This is a genomic window from Pseudoalteromonas atlantica (assembly GCF_043641955.1).
GTDB classification, from domain to species: Bacteria; Pseudomonadota; Gammaproteobacteria; order Enterobacterales; family Alteromonadaceae; genus Pseudoalteromonas; species Pseudoalteromonas atlantica_A.
Window position 1 is genome coordinate 115,683 of the sequence record NZ_JBHZRV010000003.1, and the last position, 19,125, is coordinate 134,807.

The following is a 19,125-nucleotide window of genomic DNA, read 5'->3' on the forward strand; positions in this document are numbered from 1 at the left end:
ATGAAAATCCCTTTAGAAAAAAGAGACTTTAATAGAGCAATATTGACAGATGTATTACCCTATGAAGTGCCTTTCATTTTAACAAACGAAGGATTTTATAAAAATTTAAAGTCTAATGCTTCATTAAGAGAGAACCGCTTTCTAAAAAGTATTTTTTTTAGTGGTGAAGAAGTTGATACAAAACCATTAGTATACAGAATCACAAAAGATTCTGATTCTGAAAGAAGTTTGTATTTAATACACCCAAGTGTTCAAATCAAAATATGCTCGTTATACAAAAATTATAACCAACTGATAACTCACCTTTGTACTCGTAGCTCATTTTCGCTCAGGTATCCAAGTAAGATCGCACATTCATATTATAGTAAAGAAAAAAAAAGTGATGCGGAACCTGACGAGAAATTTAAAGATGAAGGAGTTGGCATTGATGGCGATAATGAACCTGTTTATGCAAGCACATTTTACGAATATAGAGATGTAGGCTTTCTTTATAAGTTTTATGACTCTTACCAATTTCATCGAATTGAAAAAAAGTTTGATAACCTATTTAAGTTCGATATTGCTAAATGTTTTGCTTCTATCTCAACTTTTCAACTATCAAGGTCTATCCGTGATATTGAAAGCTATCATAAGGCTAAGGGCTTCCATAGTTTCGAGCTGTTATTTGAAGAGACTATGAATATTGCAAACTTTGGAGACTCTCATGGAATTGTAGTTGGCCCTGAGTTTTCAAGAATATTTGCAGAAATATTACTTCAATCTATCGACTCAGAAGTGAAGAAAAAGTTAAAAGCTAAAAAAAACAGCTTAATTGAGGGAAGTGATTATGTTATTAAAAGGTATGTTGATGATTATTTTCTTTTTTATAATGATGAGGTAACAAGAAAAACTATATACGATGTAGTTATTAATGAGTTAGATAAATATAAACTATTTTGTAACGAGTCAAAGAATAAGTTTTTTAAGGTGCCGTTTATTACAGGCGTTTCAATAGCTAAGCAAGAATATAAAAAACAGATTGAACACTTATTTTCTAAATTTAGCTACCTAGATGAAGAAAAAGGAACTAAGGGGGTTGTAGCCCCTATGAATAGGTATAATCAAATAGCTAACCAAATTATTACTGATATAAAATGTATTGTATATAACAATGATATTTCTTACTCAAGTATAACAGGTTATTATTTTACTTTAGCGAGAATTAAAGTATCAGAAATTGATGAGCATGTTTCTGATTTTAAAGACTCATTAGAACAATGCGAAAAGGTTACAAACTTTCTCTTAATAATTATAGAATTGTCTTTTTTTATTCACTCTATGGACTTTAGAGTGCGAAGTACATATTTAATATCTCAAATTATAATTATTGTTAATAGAATATCAGGACTACTTGGTGGTTCTAATACTGAACTAATTAAAAAGAAAATTTATGATGAGTCATATCTTTCTATTCGGTCTTCCATAAAGAAAAAAACCATGAAAGATATAGAATGTCTGAATCTGCTTATAGCAATAAGGGATATTGATGTTAAGTATCAGTTGTTTAGCGAAGATATAGAGAAGATAATTGGTTTGGATGATGATAACAACTTAAATCCTAACTACTTTAGCTTAATGACATGTCTTTTTTATATTCAAAATAAAAGGGTATTTAATAGCACCAGAGAAAAAGTTGTTAACTGTATTGTTGAAAAATTCAAGGATAAATACCTAACAGTTGTTAATGACTCTGAATTGGCACACCTATTTTTTGATTCTTTAAAGTGCCCTTATTTGACTATAAGAATGAAGAATAAAATAGCTGCCGAAGCACTTTCTTGTTTTGATAATGTGACCAAGACTGAGTTAGAGAATATTATTTTAACTGTTAATGAGTCTAATTGGTTTATTGATTGGAGTAAATCAACTTCAGAATCAGTAGAGAGGCTTTTGAAGAAAAAAGAGTTGAAATCACCGTATGGTCACTGATATATTTTCAAAGCGCGTACTGTTTGATACCCTAACCAAGAATTAGTTCTAGGTTGGATGCTACCACACACGATATAACGACAGTGCGCGTATTCCCACATATCAAGAACCTAAAGGGTCAAATCTTGACTTCAGACATCATACTTCAGTAGAGCTGCAATCAATAATTAAACGAACCTAACTCGTTTAATTTAAGTTGTGCTATTTATCTTCACATTCACTATTTTACACTTTTATGCGCGAATAAGTGTGATTTTGTTGTGTGAACTAAATTTACTACCATTTTTAACGGTGATGTTTTACCTTGTTGTGTAGTAGCTTTTTAAGGGATAGCGAAAATATGGCAAGGCCTATTTCAGTTGATAACGCTGAACATTATAACTGGGGCGATAACTGCGATGGCTGGCATTTGGTTAAAAGTGAAAAGTTGGGTGTGATTCAGGAGCGTGTACCAAGCGGTGCATGTGAGCAGTCCCATAAACATGAGTTTACAGAGCAGTTCTTCTTTGTATTAAGTGGGCAGGCTACTTTGATAGTCGACTCTGTGACTCATGTATTAAACGCTCAGCAGGGTTTGCATGTGCTCGCGGGAGTTGTTCATCAACTGTGTAATTATGGCGATGTTGATCTTGAGTTTATTGTTACCTCAACCCCGCCAAGTCATGGTGATAAGGTGCTTGTTTAACATACTATGGCAAGTACGGCATTGTTAAATAAAAAAGGAAGCTGAGGCTTCCTTTTTGGTGTGCGTATTCTATTTTAACGATTTAAACCCTAAGCGCCTGGGCCACACTCCATACAGTGGTTAATGATTTCTGGGCCAAATTTAAGTTTGGCGTTTAAATCACGAAGGGCGGTGCGCAGGCCTTCTTCAATCACTGGGTGATAAAATGGCATATCAAGCATTTGCGGAACGGTCATTTTGTTTTGCACTGCCCATGCTAATAGATGGGCGATGTGCTCTGCTTGTGGTCCTATGAACTCTGCGCCGATAAATAAACCAGTGCCTTGCTCTGCATATACGCGCATATGACCTTTGTTTTTTAACATTACACGGCTACGGCCTTGGTTTTCAAAGCTGACTTCGCCGACTTCAAAACAGCCACATTCACCTAAACGTTCTGTTATTTGTTTGTAGCTTTCGCCCACCATGGCAATTTGTGGGTCGCTAAATACAGCGGCGATAGGCGCGCGGCGCAGGCCAGTTTGAACATGAGGAAAACGGCCCGCGTTTTGCCCTGCGATAGTACCTTGGTCGCTTGCTTCATGTAAAAGTGGGATCATATTACTGGCATCCCCGGCGATAAATATGTTTGAATCGCCACATTGCATGGTGTACTTGTGAGCAACAGGCACGCCGCGTTCATCAAGTTCAATGTCTGTGTTTTCAAGGCCGAGCTTGTCAGTGTTTGGTACGCGACCAGTGGCGGCTAGTACATAATCAAACTGTTCCGTGTGCTTTTGACCGTTTTTATCTTCATAGGTTAGTTGTGCTTTGTCGCCTACTTTTTTCATGTCAGAAACGTTTGAGTCGGTATCAACAAAAAATTCTTCAGCGAATACGGTATTGGCATAATCTTTAATGACAGGGTCAGTAATGGGGCCTATAGCGCCGCCAACACCAAATAGCTTTACCTTAACGCCTAAGCGGTGTAAGGCTTGGCCTATTTCAAGGCCAATAACACCAGGGCCAAATACGGCCACTGATTCTGGTAAGTCTTGCCAATCAAATACGTCGTCATTAATAATTAATTTATCGCCAAAGTTATTAAATACGCCAGGGTAAGCAGGGCGAGAGCCTGTTGCTATCACAAAACGTTTTGCATTAATAATGGTGTGGTCGTCAATTTGAACGCGGTTAGCATCGAGAAATTTAGCGTAGCCACGAATTTTATCTTCACTTGGAATTTCGTCTACCGCCTCAACTACAAAGCCGACAAAGCGGTCGCGCTCATTACGTACACGTGCCATGACCTCTTCGCCGTTGATAGAAGGTTTTGAGCTATGTACACCAAAAGCGGGTGCTTTTTCAATTGAGTGAGCAGCCTCTGCAGCGGCAATTAATAGTTTACTAGGCATACAACCTACACGAGCACAGGTTGTGCCATATTTGCCTGCTTCAATCATCAGTACGTTTGGCGTGTGTTGCTTTGCGTTACGGTATGCGCTTAAGCCTGCTGTGCCGGCACCAATTACAACAACATCTGTATTTAGTTCTTTCATGGTGATGTCCTCAATACCAATTTTATTAAAAAACTGGTTTCAAAATAAGTTAATAAAATGGGTACTCAAAAAGGTAAAAGTAGGGGCATCACTGCCCCTAGTTACGTGCTTAAAGTATTACTTAATTAAGCAAAGTATTTTTCTAAATCGTCAGAGCCACCAATGTGTTTTCCGCCGATAAATACTTGTGGTACGGTCTCGCGGCCTGAAATAGCTTTAAGGCTTGTTAGTGATGCACCTGCACCCATAGTGATTTCTTCAAATACTAGGCCTTTTTCTTCAAGTAATGCCTTTGCTTTTGAGCAGAACGGGCAACCTGGTTTAGTAAATATGCTTACTGCTTCTGGTTTTACTTGCTTAGGATTGATGTAATCAAGCATGGTGTCAGCGTCTGATACTTCAAACGGGTCGCCTGGTAAGTCTGGCTCGATGAACATTTTGTCAATCACGCCGTCTTTAACCAGCATTGAATAGCGCCAGCTACGTTTGCCAAAACCTAAATCATTTTTATCTACTAACATGCCCATGCCGTCAGTAAATTCACCGTTACCATCTGGTAGTAATGTAATGTTTTGCGCTTCTTGGTTTTGAGCCCATGCGTTCATTACAAAGGTATCGTTTACTGATAGGCATACAATGTCATCAACACCGTTTTGTTTAAGTACACCTGCTAGTTCGTTGTAGCGTGGTAAGTGTGTAGATGAACACGTTGGCGTAAATGCACCAGGTAGTGAAAATACAACAACCGTTTTACCTTTAAAAATGTCGTCTGATGTAACTGATTTCCACTCATCGTTTACGCGAGTTGCAAATGTAACTTGTGGAATTGTTTGACCTTCAATATTGTTTAACATGTTTTTAGTTCCTCTTGATTTGTTGATAGCCATTATGTCGTGAAAGTTACAATAGCTCCAATCGTTTGTTTATATTAATATGATAGGTATTAACTATCATTAAGGCGTGCTATGAATTTAAAAGATCTTGAATATGTTAAAGCGGTTGCTCACTGCAAACATTTTCGTAAAGCGGCGGATGCATGTTTTGTTAGCCAGCCTACGTTAAGCGGGCAAATCAAAAAACTAGAACAAGAGCTTGGCGTAACCTTATTTGACCGTTCTACTAAGCAAGTTACCCTAACTACACACGGTGAACGTTTGTTGCCGCAAGTTGAGTTAGTGTTAGAGCAGGCTAAAATTTTAAAAGAGCAGGCGGCAACATCTAATACGCCATTACAAGGTAGGGTAAAAATAGGGATAATCCCAACTATTGCCCCTTATTTATTACCCACGTTACTTACCTCAATGAAAGAAGCATTTGCCCAGAGCCAGTTTACTTTTGTTGAAATGCAAACTCACACTATCTTAGCCGCGCTTGATAGTGGTGAAGTTGATATTGCGATATTAGCAGATGTGCCTGAACTTAAGCTTTATCATACGGTTAATTTATATAAAGAAGATTTTTTGGTGGCTTTGTCATTGCAAAACAAGTTGGCTAATCGCGGTAAAATAGCATTAGATGAGTTAAAAGCATGCAACTTATTAATGCTTAGTGATGGGCACTGCTTTAAAGATCAGGCGCAACAATTTTGTTTTGCTGCTGGGGTTGATGTTTCTAATGAGTATCAAGGTAATAGCTTAGAGACATTATTAGCTTTGGTGGCAATGGATGACGGTGTAACGTTTGTGCCAAAGCTTGCGTGTGTCGATCGCACAGGCATTGCTTACTTACCCATCTTTCCGACTCAACAACGTTCGGTTGTGATGGCATCTCGTAAGCACTACCCACATTTAGCTGGTGTTGAATTATTAGCTAAATGGCTAAGCGAACACCCTGTTTTGTGCCAGCAACTAACTAAAGCGCTAGATTAGCCAGTTCAACAACATCGTTTATTTGAATATTAGGCAGTGGTTGTTTATCAATACTTTGTGCAATAGCGCTTTGCTGATAAACCTGCTGAATTTGAACCTGATTGAGTGTGGTAATCATGTTTGGCATTTTATTACCCGCGGCATCCGTTAAGTAATTGTGGTGGGCTACGTTTAGTATTTGGCCCTTTTCTATGCCGTGTGCTTTACCTAAATTAATAACCAATTTATCGTTTTCAATATGCAGTATTTTGCCTTGGGTTTCTAGGCAGGCCATGGCAGCTTGTAAATCGTAGCTGAGTGTTTGGTTTATATCTGTTATGGTTTGTCCGTAGTCAGATCCCCAAAAGTTTTCGCTGTATACATCGATACGGTCTGTTTTTTCAAATGGCCAAATACCTTTTCCGCGATAGCTTTTTTGCCATAGGCGTTCGTATGTGGTGCCATCAAATAATACAAAGTCGATGTTGTAAGCGCGTTGGTAACTTTCATCTTGCCAAAAAGCATAATCGTTATTGAGTTTTTCACTATTCGATATATCCACAAGCTGGCTTAATAATACGTATTGCGAGTTGCTGCGAGTGGCAATCTCTTCAAGTAAAGCATTGCTGTAATCGTATTGTTGTGTAAAAAACTCACCAACGCGAATTGGAAAGTTAAAATACGCAGTAGGGCGTGTACTGATAGGCGAATTACTCAGTGTTTTATATAAGTTTTCGCTGCTTGCTTTGCTAATGTCAAAAATTTGACCCAGTTTGGCTTGTTCACGGTGCTTGAGTTGCGTTTGGGTGATAGCTACAAACTTATTAAAACTGCTTGCTGGACACTGTTCCTGTTGCGGAAATATGTCTAACCGTAGGGTGACAGCAAATTGATCACCACGGCGGTCTTCACTGATCATTTCAATTTTTTGAATTTCACCATGGCTGTTTATTTTTAGTTGGTCTTGGGTGAGGACGCCATCGACCAAGGTTTGCATAGAGGTTACGCGGGCTCCCGAAAAAACCAGCGCTTGAGTTATCGCATCTTTTATTGCAACTGACTTAGCTCGTGAAATGTCATCGTTTTGAATGTTTGCATGACCTGTGGACTCAAACCATTGTGCATAGGACGCTGAGCTTACACATAAGGTAAGCCATGTAGCCGCACTAAGGGCACAGTTTAAAAGTTTGTTCATCGCTAGATTCCACGCTAATGTATTTTAATTAACTTACATACGCAAGGAATATACCAATAGTTACAAGGTGTGAATATATCATGGCACTAATCATGCATTGAAAGAAGTCATTATTTTTGTAGTTTAATGTGGGTCTTATGCGTACAACACTTTTTTTTATAGCAACAGTGAGCTTAGCTGGTTGTAGTAGCGTTTTTGATAAACATGTTCAGTATAAATACGTTGAGCCTGATAGCTACCCTGTATTAAAGGCTATTGGTTATGCGCCTATAAGTGCTCAACCTGGAGACAACGATACACAGCGCTCATTAATGGCATTAAAAGCATCTAAACTCGAAGCATACCGTGAGCTTGCTGAGCAAGTGTATGGGCAAAAGATTACCGCAGGAACGACTGTAAAGGGTAGCATCGCGCAAAACGATCAATTACAAAGCCAAGTCCAAGGCATTATCAAAGGTGCGCAAGTTATTAAAAGTTACCCAGTTGGCGACAGTTATGCTACTGAGCTGAGACTGGATATGAAACGTGTACACGATTTATATATTGGTGAGATCAAACCACGAGAAGTAAAAAAAGTGACTTACTATTAAGCAAATTAAAAATCCAGTAAATAACTAAAGTGCTAACAGGGGGGTTAACGTGCTCAATGTGAGCGCTGAGGTTTAAGCTTTTAGGTTGTGAACTAACGTACTACTGCCATGAACAACACTACCACCTTGGTCATAAGTCATCGATGTCGGAGCACCAATCAATATATCCTTAAGTTGCTTAACGCTTAGTTGCGCTTGATGAGCAGCATGCGCATTAATGTCATTCTTCTTTTTACAGGTTTCTAGTTGCGAGCGAACAGAACTGATTAACTCTTCTACCTCATCTGACTTTGCATCATTTGAATTAAGTAACGTACTGAGCTCTTTATCGAGTGTCTGGATTGTATTTAAAAAAGATAGCTTTTGCTTTGCAATGTCTTTAAGGCCATCACCACGACGTGATGCAATTGCCGTAAGTTCATCGTCAAGCACTTCAACCAGTGATGCCAAGCAATTTAACTGCATGGTGAGTTTTGATGCAATTAGACCGTTGTGATCAGCCATATACATCAAACTCGAACGCTGCAATATTCTTAGCTAGCTTTTCAGCATCAATTTGGTATTTACCTTCACTGATCGCTTTTTTAAGCTCTGCAACTTTGTTGCTGTCAAAACCAGAAGATTGCTGTGCTTTGTCTTGTAGTGATTTCAATTGTTGAGCTTGTGGCGTTAAGCTAACCGAGTCTGCGGTTGCCTTAGGCGCAGTTGTTTGAGCTGTATTTGCATTATTGTTTTGCAAATCAACCTTTTGCTGTTTGGTGTTAGCCAGCACATTAGCCTGTTGCTGACCTTTATTTACTTGGCTTACCATGATTATAACCTATACAGAATCCAACACATGCCTATTTATCGGCATCTATGTTTAATACTTTAGCATAAATTTGAAAATTTAAATATTAACCTGCACAGACTCAACACCGTCGACACGGGCATTTAAAACTTTCCCTGATTTCGCATTTTTAACTCTTACCTGCTCACCTAATGTACCATCTTCGAGCGCTAAACCGGAAGTTTTTATTTTTAAACCGCGTATTGTCGCAACAATACTGACGCTATCGCCTTTACACACCATGCATATTTGGCTTAAAACAATCGGTAAACCACTGCGAATATTTCGTTTGCTGCGGCTGCCAATGAGGTGCTGTGTGTCTTGTACATGCTGCACTCTAACAAAATGTTTTGGTTTCATCTCTACACTGAGGTGGTGCGCCTGAATGACCTCTCCACGTGATAAGTGCTCTGATGCAACAACCATGGGGGTTAGCTCAACTATTCTAACATGTACGTATTGGCTCCAACCTTGTAAATCTTCACAGCTAAGCTGCACAGTAACTTGTCTATTAAATGGGGGCTCTGATGGTGTATTTAATTGCAATGCGTTTTCGCAGTACCGATCAGCAATGCGGCTGTCTAAATCAAGTGTAGTTACTTGAGTAAACTCATCACTTTTAGGAGGAAGCTGTTGCTTAATGTATGAAGCTGCTAACGTTTGAAGTTTTTCTTTGCTATACATTTGCCCATACGCAGGTGAAACCACGCATAAGCTGGCAAGAAAATAAAAAACATTGTATCTTCGGCTTTTATTTAACAAACTCATAATGTTTCGACTATGCTTATTGTTGAAAACAGGGTATAAATATTTAGCGTCAAATTTTAGACGCTCCCGCAATGTTATGTAGCTTTATTAGAAGAAAGCAATTATTGTTCCGCTTATTAAAAGCTTTCTTTAGGAGATTGAAATGGCAGGCATTTTAGACTCAGTAAACCAGCGAACTCAGCTGGTTGGGCAAAACCGTCTTGAATTATTATTATTCAAACTTAAAGGGCGGCAGCGCTTTGGTATTAACGTGTTTAAAGTGAGAGAAGTACTGCAATGCCCTCCTTTAACAAATATGCCTAAATCAAATTCGTATATTCGAGGCGTTGCGCATATTCGTGGGCAAACTATTTCGGTGATTGATTTATCAATGGCAGTGGGCGGCCCAGCAATTGAAAATATCAAAGACAGTTTTATTATCATCGCTGAATATAACCGTTCCGTGCAGGGTTTTTTAGTCGGTGGTGTTGAGCGTATTGTGAATATGAATTGGGAAAAAATTATGCCACCACCATCTGGTGCTGGTCGGTATTCATATTTAACAGCGGTTACTGAAATCGAAAACGAACTGGTTGAAATTCTTGATGTAGAAAAAATATTAAATGAAATTTGCCCGGTTAACACAGAAGTTAGTGCTGATATTGCTAATGATGGCGAAATTCAAAAAGACTTAGGTGAGCGAATAGTGTTTATCGCAGATGATTCTGCTGTGGCGCGTAATCAAGTTAAGCGAGCGCTTGAGCCGTTAGGTGTTCAAACAGAACTTGCTAAAAATGGTAAAGAAGCGCTTATTCGATTAAAAGAAATAGCTAAGCTTGATTGCAAACACGACATTACTGAACGTGTTGGTTTGTTGATTTCTGATGTTGAGATGCCTGAAATGGATGGTTACACCTTAACCGCAGAGATTAAGGCTGATCCAAAGCTTGCACCTTTACATGTTATTCTTCATACATCTTTGAGTGGTGTTTTTAATCAGGCGATGATTGAAAAAGTAGGTGCCGATGACTTTATTGCTAAGTTCAATCCAGATGAATTAGCAACTGCGGTGAAAAAGTGGGTTCATTGTGACTAATTCGAACAGGTGGTGTTACTTTGGAAAATAAGCATTTACAGCAGGGCGAATATGATCAGTTTCGCACGTTTTTAGAACAGCAGTGCGGTATTGTTTTAGGTGATAATAAGCTTTATTTAGTAAAAAGCAGGCTGGCACCTTTGATGGTGCGTTTTAAGGTTGAGTCTCTTTCTGAGCTTGTAAGTAAAACACTCAGTCCTCATGAGCGTCAGCTTAGAGCTGCTGTGGTTGATGCGATGACCACAAATGAAACCTTGTGGTTTAGAGATCAGTATCCATTTGATTTATTACAAAGCAAATTATTTCCAGAGCACAAAGAGCTTAGACGCCCGCTAAAAATATGGTCTGCTGCGAGTTCTTCTGGTCAAGAACCCTATTCAATAGCAATGTCTGTTGCTGAGTTTCAAGCAAAGCAGCCTGGTGTATTGAAAATGGGCGCGCAAATCATTGGTACAGATATATCTAACACTATGCTAGATATGTGCAAGCATGGCGAGTACGACTCGCTTGCGTTGGCACGTGGGCTTTCTGCTGAAAGACGTAAAAAGTTTTTTAAAGATACTGGCAACGGCATGGCTCAAGTTACTGATCCAATCAAAAAGCTAACGAGTTTTAGGCACCTTAACTTGCTTGATTCTTATGCTTTGATGGGCAAGTTCGATATTATATTTTGCCGCAATGTGTTGATTTATTTTTCGCCTGAAGTCAAAGCGAAAATTATTGCGCAATTTGCTCAAGCTCTGAACCCAAAGGGGTACCTTTTCTTAGGTGCCTCAGAGTCTATGTCTGGCTTAAGTACTGAGTTTGATATGGTGCGTTGTAACCCCGGTATTATTTATCAAAAAAAGTAAACTGACCTTACTGAACAATGTTGGTTTCTAAATAACGGCGCTTTTCTGCGCCGTTTTCTTTTATAAATTAGTAGTTTACTCCTACCTTTATGTTGTCAATTAAACTGGCTCATCTTTTGCATTAATCAACCCAAGTCAAATTTTTGGAGATGGTTATGGCTATCAGTTTTGATAAAGCATTTGGGGTGCATCCCCATGCAATGTTGATCCGTTCTCAACGTGCCGAATTATTAGCAACCAATATTGCCAATGCTGATACGCCTGGCTACAAAGCAAAAGATGTCGATTTTGCCTCTGCCTTAAAAGCGGCAAAAAGCAACCAACAGGGCGGCAATAACATGGTAACGACCAATGCAAAACACATCGCTGGTGGAAGTCGCTATGTAGGTAACGCAGAAATGTTTCGCTCGCCAAATCAAGCAGATACGGGTGATGGTAACTCAGTGGATATACAGGTGGAACGAAACTTGTATACACAGAACTCATTAGAGTATCAGGCAAGCCTGCAATTTATGAGTGGTAAAATTAAAGGCCTTAAAAAAGCCCTCGGTAGTCAAGGAGCTTAAGCATGAGTTTATATAACGTTTTTGATATTTCAGGTACCGGTATGAGTGCACAGAATGTGCGCTTAAATACAACAGCCAGTAACATCTCGAATGCTAATACTATTAGCTCAAGCCAAGACAAAACCTACCGGGCACGCCACCCAGTGTTTGCTGCAGAGCTTACAAAAGCTTCAGCATCACAAAGCAATATGCAGGGTTCGTCTGTTGGCGTTAAAGTGTTGGGTGTCGTAGAGAGCGATAAACCATTACAGATTGAATATAACCCTAATCATCCTAGTGCGGATGAAAATGGTTATATCTATAAACCTAACGTTAACGTAGTAGAAGAAATGGCTAATATGATTTCTGCCTCACGCTCTTATCAAACAAATGTGCAAGTTGCAGATGCAGCAAAGCAAATGTTAAGTAAAACACTGTTGCTTGGGCAGCGGTAATTGAGGAAAAGTTATGAGTAACGATATCAGTGCAACGTCGTCGACTTATCTAGATTCGTTAAAGTGGCAAGATAAACAAGTTTCGACTGAAGAAAAGAGTGATGAGTTAACACAAGAAGATTTCTTTTCCTTGTTAACACAGCAGCTGTCATTTCAAGATCCAAGCAAGCCAGCTGACAACGATCAAATGATTGCGCAAATGACCAATTTTACTATGGCAGAAGGTATTTCAAACCTTAATAGTAACTTCCAATCACTTGCAGCATCGATGACATCTAATTCGGCGTTACAGGCTTCAACTTTAGTAGGCAAGCAAGCATTACTTGAATCTGATTCGCTAGATTTAGCAGCTGGTAGAGATGCTAAGGGTACTATCGTTGCCCAAGAGCCCGTAGAAAATTTAACGTTACGGATTGAAGATTCCTCAGGCCAATTAGTTCGTACAATTGAATTTGGTTCACAACCTCCTGGTGCCGTGCGCTTTGAATGGGATGGTAAAAACTCTGAGGGTGAAGAATTACCCGATGGTGAATATACCGTAAAAGCAGAGGGTCAAATGGGAGGGGATTTCACGAGTTTACCCATTGCAACTTTCAAAAATATTGAAAGCGTAAATGTTAATGGTGCCAATGGGATCATTATTAATACTAAAGAAGGTGCGGTTAGGCTAACTGATGTAGCAGAAATCGCGTAAAAATTAATTATTAGTTAGCCTTCTTTCGGCTACACATTCATAAATTAGAGGTGAATTATGAGCTTCAATATTGCACTTACAGGCATTGCAGCCGCTCAAAAAGATTTGGACGTAACAGCAAATAACATAGCTAACGTTAACACAACTGGTTTTAAAGAGTCGCGCGCTGAATTTGCAGATGTGTATGCATCATCTGTATTTAGTTCGGGTAAAACAAAAAATGGTGATGGTGTTCAAACCACTATGGTTGCGCAACAATTTCACCAAGGGTCACTTAAGTTTACTCAAAACTCGCTTGATTTAGCGATTACAGGTGAAGGTTACTTTGCCATGAGTGAAGACTTAGGCGCACAGGATTTTACTTACACTCGTGCGGGTGCATTTAAGTTAAACCAAGATAACTTTATCGTTGATGCTAAAGGTAACTTTTTGCAGGGGTTCCCTGTTAATGAATCAACGGGTGACACGACGTCGGTAAGTTTAAGTACGTCTTCTGCACTACAGATCCCAGATTCGTCAGGTTCACCTCGTGCAACAACAAACGTTTACAGCTCATTTAATCTAGATTCGCGTTCAACTGCGCCATCAATTACGACTTTTGACCCTACGGTGAGTGCATCATACAACAGCTCAACATCAACAACAGTATTTGATTCACTTGGTGAGCCGCATGTATTGCAGTTTTTCTTTGTGAAAACCGATGCCGCTGTGACAGGTAACGAAAATGAGTGGCAAGTTCATGCAACACTCGATGAGAAAGTGTTTAATCCAGCAGGTGCTGAAGAAACAGCCCCTCCATATACACCAATTTCTACCTTTCAATTTGATGCCAGCGGTTTACCATTAAACACAGACGGTACACCTAATACAGATACTACTTTCAATCCGATAGCGATCCCTGGCGGCGGTGGCGGTGTAGCGGGTTTATCAGATTTATTGACGAACGGTGCTAGTTTCCCTGATGACGTTGAAGTAAATTGGCGTGATGAAGCGGGTACTGCGAATAAAATCCCTACCCAGTATGCGAGTAACTTTGAAGTGAAAGCGCTTGACCAAGATGGTGCGACAGTTGGGCGCTTGGCAGGTATTGATATTGGTACAGATGGTAAGGTTGTGGCGTCATACAGTAATGGTGACACTTCTTTCTTAGGCCAAGTGGCTATGGTTCGTTTTTCTAACTCACAAGGTTTAGCACAAGTGGGTGACACGGCATGGAAGAAAAGTTTAACGTCAGGTGAGCCAATTGCTGGTGAGCCAGGTTCAGGTACGTTAGGTTCAATTAATTCATCAGCGCTAGAGCAATCAAATGTTAATTTGACTAATGAACTGGTAGACCTAATTAGTGCTCAGCGTAACTTCCAGGCAAACTCACGTGCACTAGAAGTTAACTCTACACTACAACAAAATATCTTGCAGATTCGTTAATAGCTTAGCGCTTTACTGTATTGCAATAATCCGACACCGAGGCTGCCCTTTATGGCAGCCTTTTTTGTATCTTAGATTTAATAAAGGTGCTGTCAAATTATTGTGGCACTTATTTTGCATTTATACTTAATATAGATTTTTATCGCGAGTCGATGTTATGGATAAGATGGTTTACATTGCAGCGTCAGGGGCTAAGCAGAGTATGCGGGGCCTTGCGCTCAAAGCAAATAACTTAGCAAATGCTAACACCACAGGCTTTAAGGCCGACTTTGCACAAGCAAGGTCAATGCAAGCATTTGGTGAAGGCCTCCCTACACGTGTGTTTTCTATGCAAGAACGACCAGGTTCTAACATGACTTCGGGCGGCGTTGTTGAAACTGGCCGAGACCTTGATATTGCATTTAGTGATAAAGGTTGGTTAACCGTTCAAGATGCTTCAGGCAATGAAGCCTACACTAAAGTGGGGACGTTAAATATCACGCCAGATGGTGCGTTAGTAACGAGTCACGGACGCCAAGTAGTTGGCGCCGGTGGTCCCATTATTTTGCCATTGCCAGTGGAAAAGGTGGAGTTTAGTGATGATGGCTCAATTCAAGTAAGGCCCCAAGGGGCGCCGGCAAACTTTTTAGAGGTGGTTGATCGTCTAAAAGTTATTGAAGCTAATAACAGCCAGCTAGAAAAAGGCAATGACGGTCTATTTAGACCAAAGCAAGATAAATTAGTTGATGACCTATGTGGATTTTGTGAAATATCGCAAAACGTCAAAGTTATGAGTGGCACGTTAGAAATGTCTAATGTGAATCCAGTGCATGAAATGGTCGATATGATAAGCCATCAACGCCAATTTGAATTACAACTTAAGTTAATGAAAACAGCAGAAGAAATTGACGAACGTCATACCCAGTTGCTGCGCATTGTTTAACCTAATTGAGAGGACATTAGTATGAATCCTGCATTGTGGATCAGTAAAACGGGCTTAGATGCCCAACAAACCGATATATCGGTGATCTCAAATAACTTAGCCAATGCCAGTACCATAGGGTACAAAAAAAGCCGTGCAGTATTTGAAGATTTACTTTATCAAAATATAAACCAACCTGGTGGGCGTTCATCGCAAGATACTGAAATGCCATCTGGCTTAATGCTTGGTGCCGGTGCAAAAGTTGTCGCAAACCAAAAGAACTTTTCTCAAGGTAACATGCTTACTACTGAAAACTCATTGGATTGGATGATCTCAGGCCCTGGGTTTTTCGAAGTGCTTCAGCCTGACGGAAATATTGCTTATTCTCGTAATGGCCAATTTACCACCGATGAAGATGGTCGAATTGTTACAGCAGGTGCTGGTTTCCCTGTGCAACCAGAAATGAACGTACCTGACGATGCACAATCAATTACGGTGTCACAAGATGGTGAAGTCTCAGTTAGTATCGCAGGCCAACCAGATAACGTGGTTATTGGGCAATTGACAATCAGTGACTTTATTAATCCATCAGGCCTTGAGCCAGTTGGGCAAAACCTTTACACCGAAACGGCTGTTAGTGGCGCGCCAGTTCAAGGTAACCCTGGCATTGATGGCTTAGGTGCGATTGTGCAAGGTTCACTCGAAACATCTAATGTAAACGTGACAGAAGAGCTGGTGAACTTAATTGAAACACAGCGTATTTATGAAATGAATTCAAAAGTGATTTCGGCGGTTGATGAAATGCTTAGCTATGTTAACCAACAGCTTTAAAGTGTAAGGGGTTATGTGATGCGTACTTTTATTATTGCCTTAAGTGGTGCATGTTTATTGAGTGGTTGTGTAACGACACAAAATACCCATGTGGTTCAAGACGATCCTTACTATGCGCCAATGTACCCAGAGCCAGTTACGGAACAAATTGTGCCTACAGGGTCATTATTTGACACCTATTCAGCCAATGATCTCTACTCAGATAAAAAAGCTTTAAGAACAGGCGATATAATCACTGTTAAGCTTCAAGAGTCGACGCAAGCATCGAAAGCGGCGAAAACAGAAACCGATAAAGAAAGTAATGCCAGCTTAGACCCCGTTATTGGTCTTGGTGGCTTACCAGTCAATATTGGCAATGAAAGTATTCAATTTGGTGTTGGTTCGGACTCCTCATTTACAGGGGATTCAAAGTCGAATCAATCTAATAGCTTATTTGGTGATATTTCTGTCAATGTGATGCGTGTCTTACCTAACGGTAATCTAGTTATCCGTGGTGAAAAGTGGCTTACATTAAACACGGGTGAAGAATTTATCCGTTTAGAAGGGCTTGTAAGGCCTCAAGATGTAACTGCCGACAACACGGTGACCTCAAATCGAATTGCCAACGCACGTATCCAATACTCTGGTAAAGGGCAAATGCAAGAGACACAAAGCGCCGGCTGGCTAACTCAGTTCTTCAGTAGTGCGTTATTCCCTTTTTAAAGGAAAGTGGTTATGAACGGTTTTAAAGTTTTTTTAAGTATTTGCCTACTCTGTTGGCATTTTGGTGCCGCTGCAGAGCGCATTAAAGACGTTTCAATGGTTGAAGGTGTAAGAGCAAATCAGTTAATAGGCTATGGCTTGGTTGTTGGTTTACCGGGCACAGGCGAGCAAAGCCGCTTTACTGAACAAAGCTTTAAAGCCATGTTAAATAGCTTTGGTATTACTATGGCTAGTAATTTAAAACCAAAGATAAAAAATGTTGCTGCGGTGGCTGTACATGCAGAGCTTCCTCCTTTTAGAAAGCCAGGCCAAATGATTGATATAACTGTGTCGTCAATTGGTAGTGCTGGTAGTTTACGCGGAGGTACATTACTGCAAACATTCCTAAAGGGGGTTGACGGTAATACGTATGCAATAGCACAAGGCAGCTTGATTGTAGGCGGTTTGGGAGCAGAAGGAGCCGATGGCAGCCGAGTTGTAATCAATACACCAACAGTTGGCCGTATTCCAAATGGCGCAATTATTGAGCGGGCAATTAAAAGTCCTTTCATGCAAGGTGATTACATTACGTTTAATTTAAATCGCCCTGATTTTACTACCGCGAAACGTTTAGAACAGACAATTAATGATTTAGTTGGCCCTGACAGTGCTCAAGCAATTGACGCTGCTTCTATCCGTGTTTTAGCGCCTCGTGACGCATCTCAACGCGTGGCGTATTTATCAACACTTGAAAATTTAGAATTCAAGCCTGCTGATACGTCGGCTAAAATTATTGTTAACTCACGAACGGGCACCATTGTTATTGGTAAAAATGTGAAGTTACAACCTGCGGCTATTACCCATGGTGGGCTTACGGTTACGATAGCGGAGCAACAAAATGTATCGCAACCTAATCCATTAAGCGAGGGTGAAACGGTTGTAACCAATCAAACAATTATTGATGTTAATGAAGATGACTCACGTGCATTTGTATTTAACCCAGGTGTAAGCCTTGATGATTTAGTGAGAGCAATTAATGAGGTTGGCGCCGCTCCTGGTGATTTGATGGCAATTCTTGAAGCACTCAAAGAAGCAGGTGCTATTAATGGCCAACTCGTTGTTATTTAGTTTTAGGCACTCCCTTAGTTTTGAAAACTAAGGGAGTGACGTGCTCTATCAATCTAAGTTTTTAGACTCCTCAACTTCCCACTCTTTCTTAGCTTTGGCGCAATTATTGCATTATTAATATCATTATTAATTATTGTGTCAAAAAGCTGATGGATACTAATCACCTCGATAAGCAAAACTTTTTTGATTTAGGGAACTTAGACTCATTACGTCAAAGTGCCTTAAAAAGTGATGCCTCTAGTGACACTTCCAAAGATGCGCTAAAACAAGCCGCTGCACAGTTTGAATCTATTTTTACGCAGATGCTGCTTAAAAGTATGCGTAAAGCTAATGATGCGTTTGAGGATAAAAACAGCCCATTTAATTCAAGCGGCGTAAAGTTTTTTGAAGAGATGCATGATCAACAACTCTCAGTCGAGTTGTCTTCAAATGGTTCTTTAGGTCTTGCTGATTTAATAGTTCAGCAGCTTTCTCCTGATGGGAAAAAGTTCACCCCAGGCTCGGTACTTCGCTCGGTTGATAATTTTACCAGCGATAAACGTGCATCAGGTGTGTCGAATGATTCACTGACAAACAAAAATGATATCGCAACGAATGCATCTGATAAAAACGAAGGGGCGTTTGATGATGCAGAGTCATTTATTAGCACCGTGTGGGAGCATGCAAAATCAGCAGCTGAAAAAATAGGATTAAATCCTGCCGTAATGGTTGCGCAGGCTGCACTTGAGACTGGTTGGGGTAAGCATATTATTAACAAAGCGGATGGCAGTAGCAGTAACAATCTGTTCAATATTAAGTCAGATCGCAGCTGGGATGGCGCCAAAGCTAGCAAAGTCACGCTTGAATTTGAACAAGGCATGCCAGTAAAAAAACAAGCAAGCTTTAGGGCTTACGACTCAATTAAAGACAGTGTGAATGATTTTGTCGATTTTTTAAATGAAAATCCACGCTATCAAGAAGCACTCGACAATACAGCAAAACCTGCTGCCTTTTTAGATTCCTTACAAAAAGCAGGCTATGCAACTGACCCCAATTACGCTGATAAAATTAAGCAGGTTCTCAACAGATCTGATCTTAAATCACTGGCAGCTACATTGGTTCGCCAAGGAGTAAACTAAC

General features: G+C 40.0%; 21 protein-coding genes. 15 read left to right on the top strand and 6 right to left on the bottom strand.

Annotation, left to right across the window (positions count from 1 at the left end; translation table 11 throughout):
* Both drt3b and ACHUE3_RS07915 read left to right on the top strand, forming a co-directional pair.
* The gene (drt3b, locus tag ACHUE3_RS07910) at positions 1-1,968 is read left to right on the top strand and encodes an antiviral reverse transcriptase Drt3b (protein WP_394191871.1); all 1,968 of its coding nucleotides are present in this window, start codon (positions 1-3) and stop codon (positions 1,966-1,968) included.
* A 340-nt stretch (positions 1,969-2,308) separates the two neighbouring features.
* Positions 2,309-2,653 (top strand): cupin domain-containing protein, encoded by a 345-nt coding sequence (locus ACHUE3_RS07915; protein ID WP_394191873.1) that lies wholly within the window; start codon positions 2,309-2,311, stop codon positions 2,651-2,653.
* Between the two features lie 89 nt (positions 2,654-2,742).
* On the opposite strand, the gene ACHUE3_RS07920 is transcribed toward ACHUE3_RS07915, so the two are convergent.
* Both ACHUE3_RS07920 and ACHUE3_RS07925 read right to left on the bottom strand, forming a co-directional pair.
* Entirely contained in the window at positions 2,743-4,191 is a 1,449-nt protein-coding gene (locus ACHUE3_RS07920; RefSeq protein WP_394191875.1) for a dihydrolipoyl dehydrogenase, read from the bottom strand.
* A gap of 125 nt (positions 4,192-4,316) precedes the next feature.
* Positions 4,317-5,045 carry a glutathione peroxidase gene (locus tag ACHUE3_RS07925; protein ID WP_394191877.1) on the bottom strand — a complete coding sequence of 243 codons (729 nt, stop codon included), beginning with the start codon at positions 5,043-5,045 and terminating at the stop codon, positions 4,317-4,319.
* A 111-nt stretch (positions 5,046-5,156) separates the two neighbouring features.
* On the opposite strand from ACHUE3_RS07925, the gene ACHUE3_RS07930 reads away from it, so the two are divergent.
* Complete coding sequence (locus ACHUE3_RS07930; RefSeq protein ID WP_394191879.1) at positions 5,157-6,059, top strand: LysR substrate-binding domain-containing protein; 903 nt, start codon at positions 5,157-5,159, stop codon at positions 6,057-6,059.
* Here the strand turns inward: ACHUE3_RS07930 and ACHUE3_RS07935 are convergent.
* Entirely contained in the window at positions 6,043-7,233 is a 1,191-nt protein-coding gene (locus ACHUE3_RS07935) for a flagellar assembly protein T N-terminal domain-containing protein (protein WP_099296792.1), read from the bottom strand. The genes ACHUE3_RS07930 and ACHUE3_RS07935 overlap by 17 nt on opposite strands.
* A gap of 137 nt (positions 7,234-7,370) precedes the next feature.
* Here ACHUE3_RS07935 and ACHUE3_RS07940 point away from each other — a divergent pair, with 137 nt between their 5' ends.
* Positions 7,371-7,823 carry an LPP20 family lipoprotein gene (locus ACHUE3_RS07940; protein ID WP_394191881.1) on the top strand — a complete coding sequence of 151 codons (453 nt, stop codon included), beginning with the start codon at positions 7,371-7,373 and terminating at the stop codon, positions 7,821-7,823.
* A gap of 72 nt (positions 7,824-7,895) precedes the next feature.
* Here the strand turns inward: ACHUE3_RS07940 and flgN are convergent, their stop codons facing one another.
* The 3 genes from flgN to flgA form a co-directional block, all read right to left on the bottom strand.
* Positions 7,896-8,327: a flagellar export chaperone FlgN gene (flgN, locus tag ACHUE3_RS07945; RefSeq protein ID WP_394191883.1), complete on the bottom strand. Its 432-nt coding sequence runs from the start codon at positions 8,325-8,327 to the stop codon at positions 7,896-7,898.
* Complete coding sequence (gene flgM / locus ACHUE3_RS07950; protein ID WP_099296789.1) at positions 8,320-8,634, bottom strand: flagellar biosynthesis anti-sigma factor FlgM; 315 nt, start codon at positions 8,632-8,634, stop codon at positions 8,320-8,322. The genes flgN and flgM overlap by 8 nt, the downstream gene beginning before the upstream one ends.
* A 78-nt stretch (positions 8,635-8,712) precedes the next feature.
* A complete protein-coding gene (gene flgA, locus ACHUE3_RS07955; protein ID WP_394191885.1) occupies positions 8,713-9,420 on the bottom strand; it encodes a flagellar basal body P-ring formation chaperone FlgA in 708 nt (235 codons plus the stop codon).
* Positions 9,421-9,562: 142 nt separating this feature from the next.
* Between flgA and ACHUE3_RS07960 the strand changes: the two genes are divergently transcribed.
* From ACHUE3_RS07960 to flgJ, 11 genes are all read left to right on the top strand, one after another.
* The gene (locus tag ACHUE3_RS07960; RefSeq protein WP_099296787.1) at positions 9,563-10,495 is read left to right on the top strand and encodes a chemotaxis protein; all 933 of its coding nucleotides are present in this window, start codon (positions 9,563-9,565) and stop codon (positions 10,493-10,495) included.
* Positions 10,496-10,515: 20 nt separating this feature from the next.
* On the top strand, positions 10,516-11,346 hold the full coding sequence (locus ACHUE3_RS07965; RefSeq protein WP_099296786.1) for a CheR family methyltransferase: 831 nt from the start codon (positions 10,516-10,518) through the stop codon (positions 11,344-11,346).
* Positions 11,347-11,501: 155 nt separating this feature from the next.
* Positions 11,502-11,912 carry a flagellar basal body rod protein FlgB gene (gene flgB / locus ACHUE3_RS07970; RefSeq protein WP_058559715.1) on the top strand — a complete coding sequence of 137 codons (411 nt, stop codon included), beginning with the start codon at positions 11,502-11,504 and terminating at the stop codon, positions 11,910-11,912.
* Between the two features lie 2 nt (positions 11,913-11,914).
* On the top strand, positions 11,915-12,346 hold the full coding sequence (flgC, locus tag ACHUE3_RS07975) for a flagellar basal body rod protein FlgC (protein WP_394191888.1): 432 nt from the start codon (positions 11,915-11,917) through the stop codon (positions 12,344-12,346).
* Between the two features lie 13 nt (positions 12,347-12,359).
* Complete coding sequence (locus ACHUE3_RS07980) at positions 12,360-13,040, top strand: flagellar hook assembly protein FlgD (RefSeq protein ID WP_099296785.1); 681 nt, start codon at positions 12,360-12,362, stop codon at positions 13,038-13,040.
* Between the two features lie 57 nt (positions 13,041-13,097).
* Positions 13,098-14,465 carry a flagellar hook protein FlgE gene (gene flgE, locus ACHUE3_RS07985; RefSeq protein WP_099296784.1) on the top strand — a complete coding sequence of 456 codons (1,368 nt, stop codon included), beginning with the start codon at positions 13,098-13,100 and terminating at the stop codon, positions 14,463-14,465.
* 157 nt (positions 14,466-14,622) lie between these two features.
* A complete protein-coding gene (locus tag ACHUE3_RS07990; protein WP_099296783.1) occupies positions 14,623-15,387 on the top strand; it encodes a flagellar basal body rod protein FlgF in 765 nt (254 codons plus the stop codon).
* Positions 15,388-15,408: 21 nt separating this feature from the next.
* Positions 15,409-16,197 carry a flagellar basal-body rod protein FlgG gene (gene flgG / locus ACHUE3_RS07995; protein ID WP_099296782.1) on the top strand — a complete coding sequence of 263 codons (789 nt, stop codon included), beginning with the start codon at positions 15,409-15,411 and terminating at the stop codon, positions 16,195-16,197.
* 18 nt (positions 16,198-16,215) lie between these two features.
* Positions 16,216-16,899: a flagellar basal body L-ring protein FlgH gene (gene flgH / locus ACHUE3_RS08000; RefSeq protein ID WP_099296781.1), complete on the top strand. Its 684-nt coding sequence runs from the start codon at positions 16,216-16,218 to the stop codon at positions 16,897-16,899.
* Positions 16,900-16,911: 12 nt separating this feature from the next.
* Positions 16,912-18,006 (top strand): flagellar basal body P-ring protein FlgI, encoded by a 1,095-nt coding sequence (locus tag ACHUE3_RS08005; RefSeq protein ID WP_135474804.1) that lies wholly within the window; start codon positions 16,912-16,914, stop codon positions 18,004-18,006.
* Positions 18,007-18,155: 149 nt separating this feature from the next.
* On the top strand, positions 18,156-19,124 hold the full coding sequence (flgJ, locus tag ACHUE3_RS08010) for a flagellar assembly peptidoglycan hydrolase FlgJ (RefSeq protein ID WP_099296779.1): 969 nt from the start codon (positions 18,156-18,158) through the stop codon (positions 19,122-19,124).
* Position 19,125: the final 1 nt, after the last annotated feature.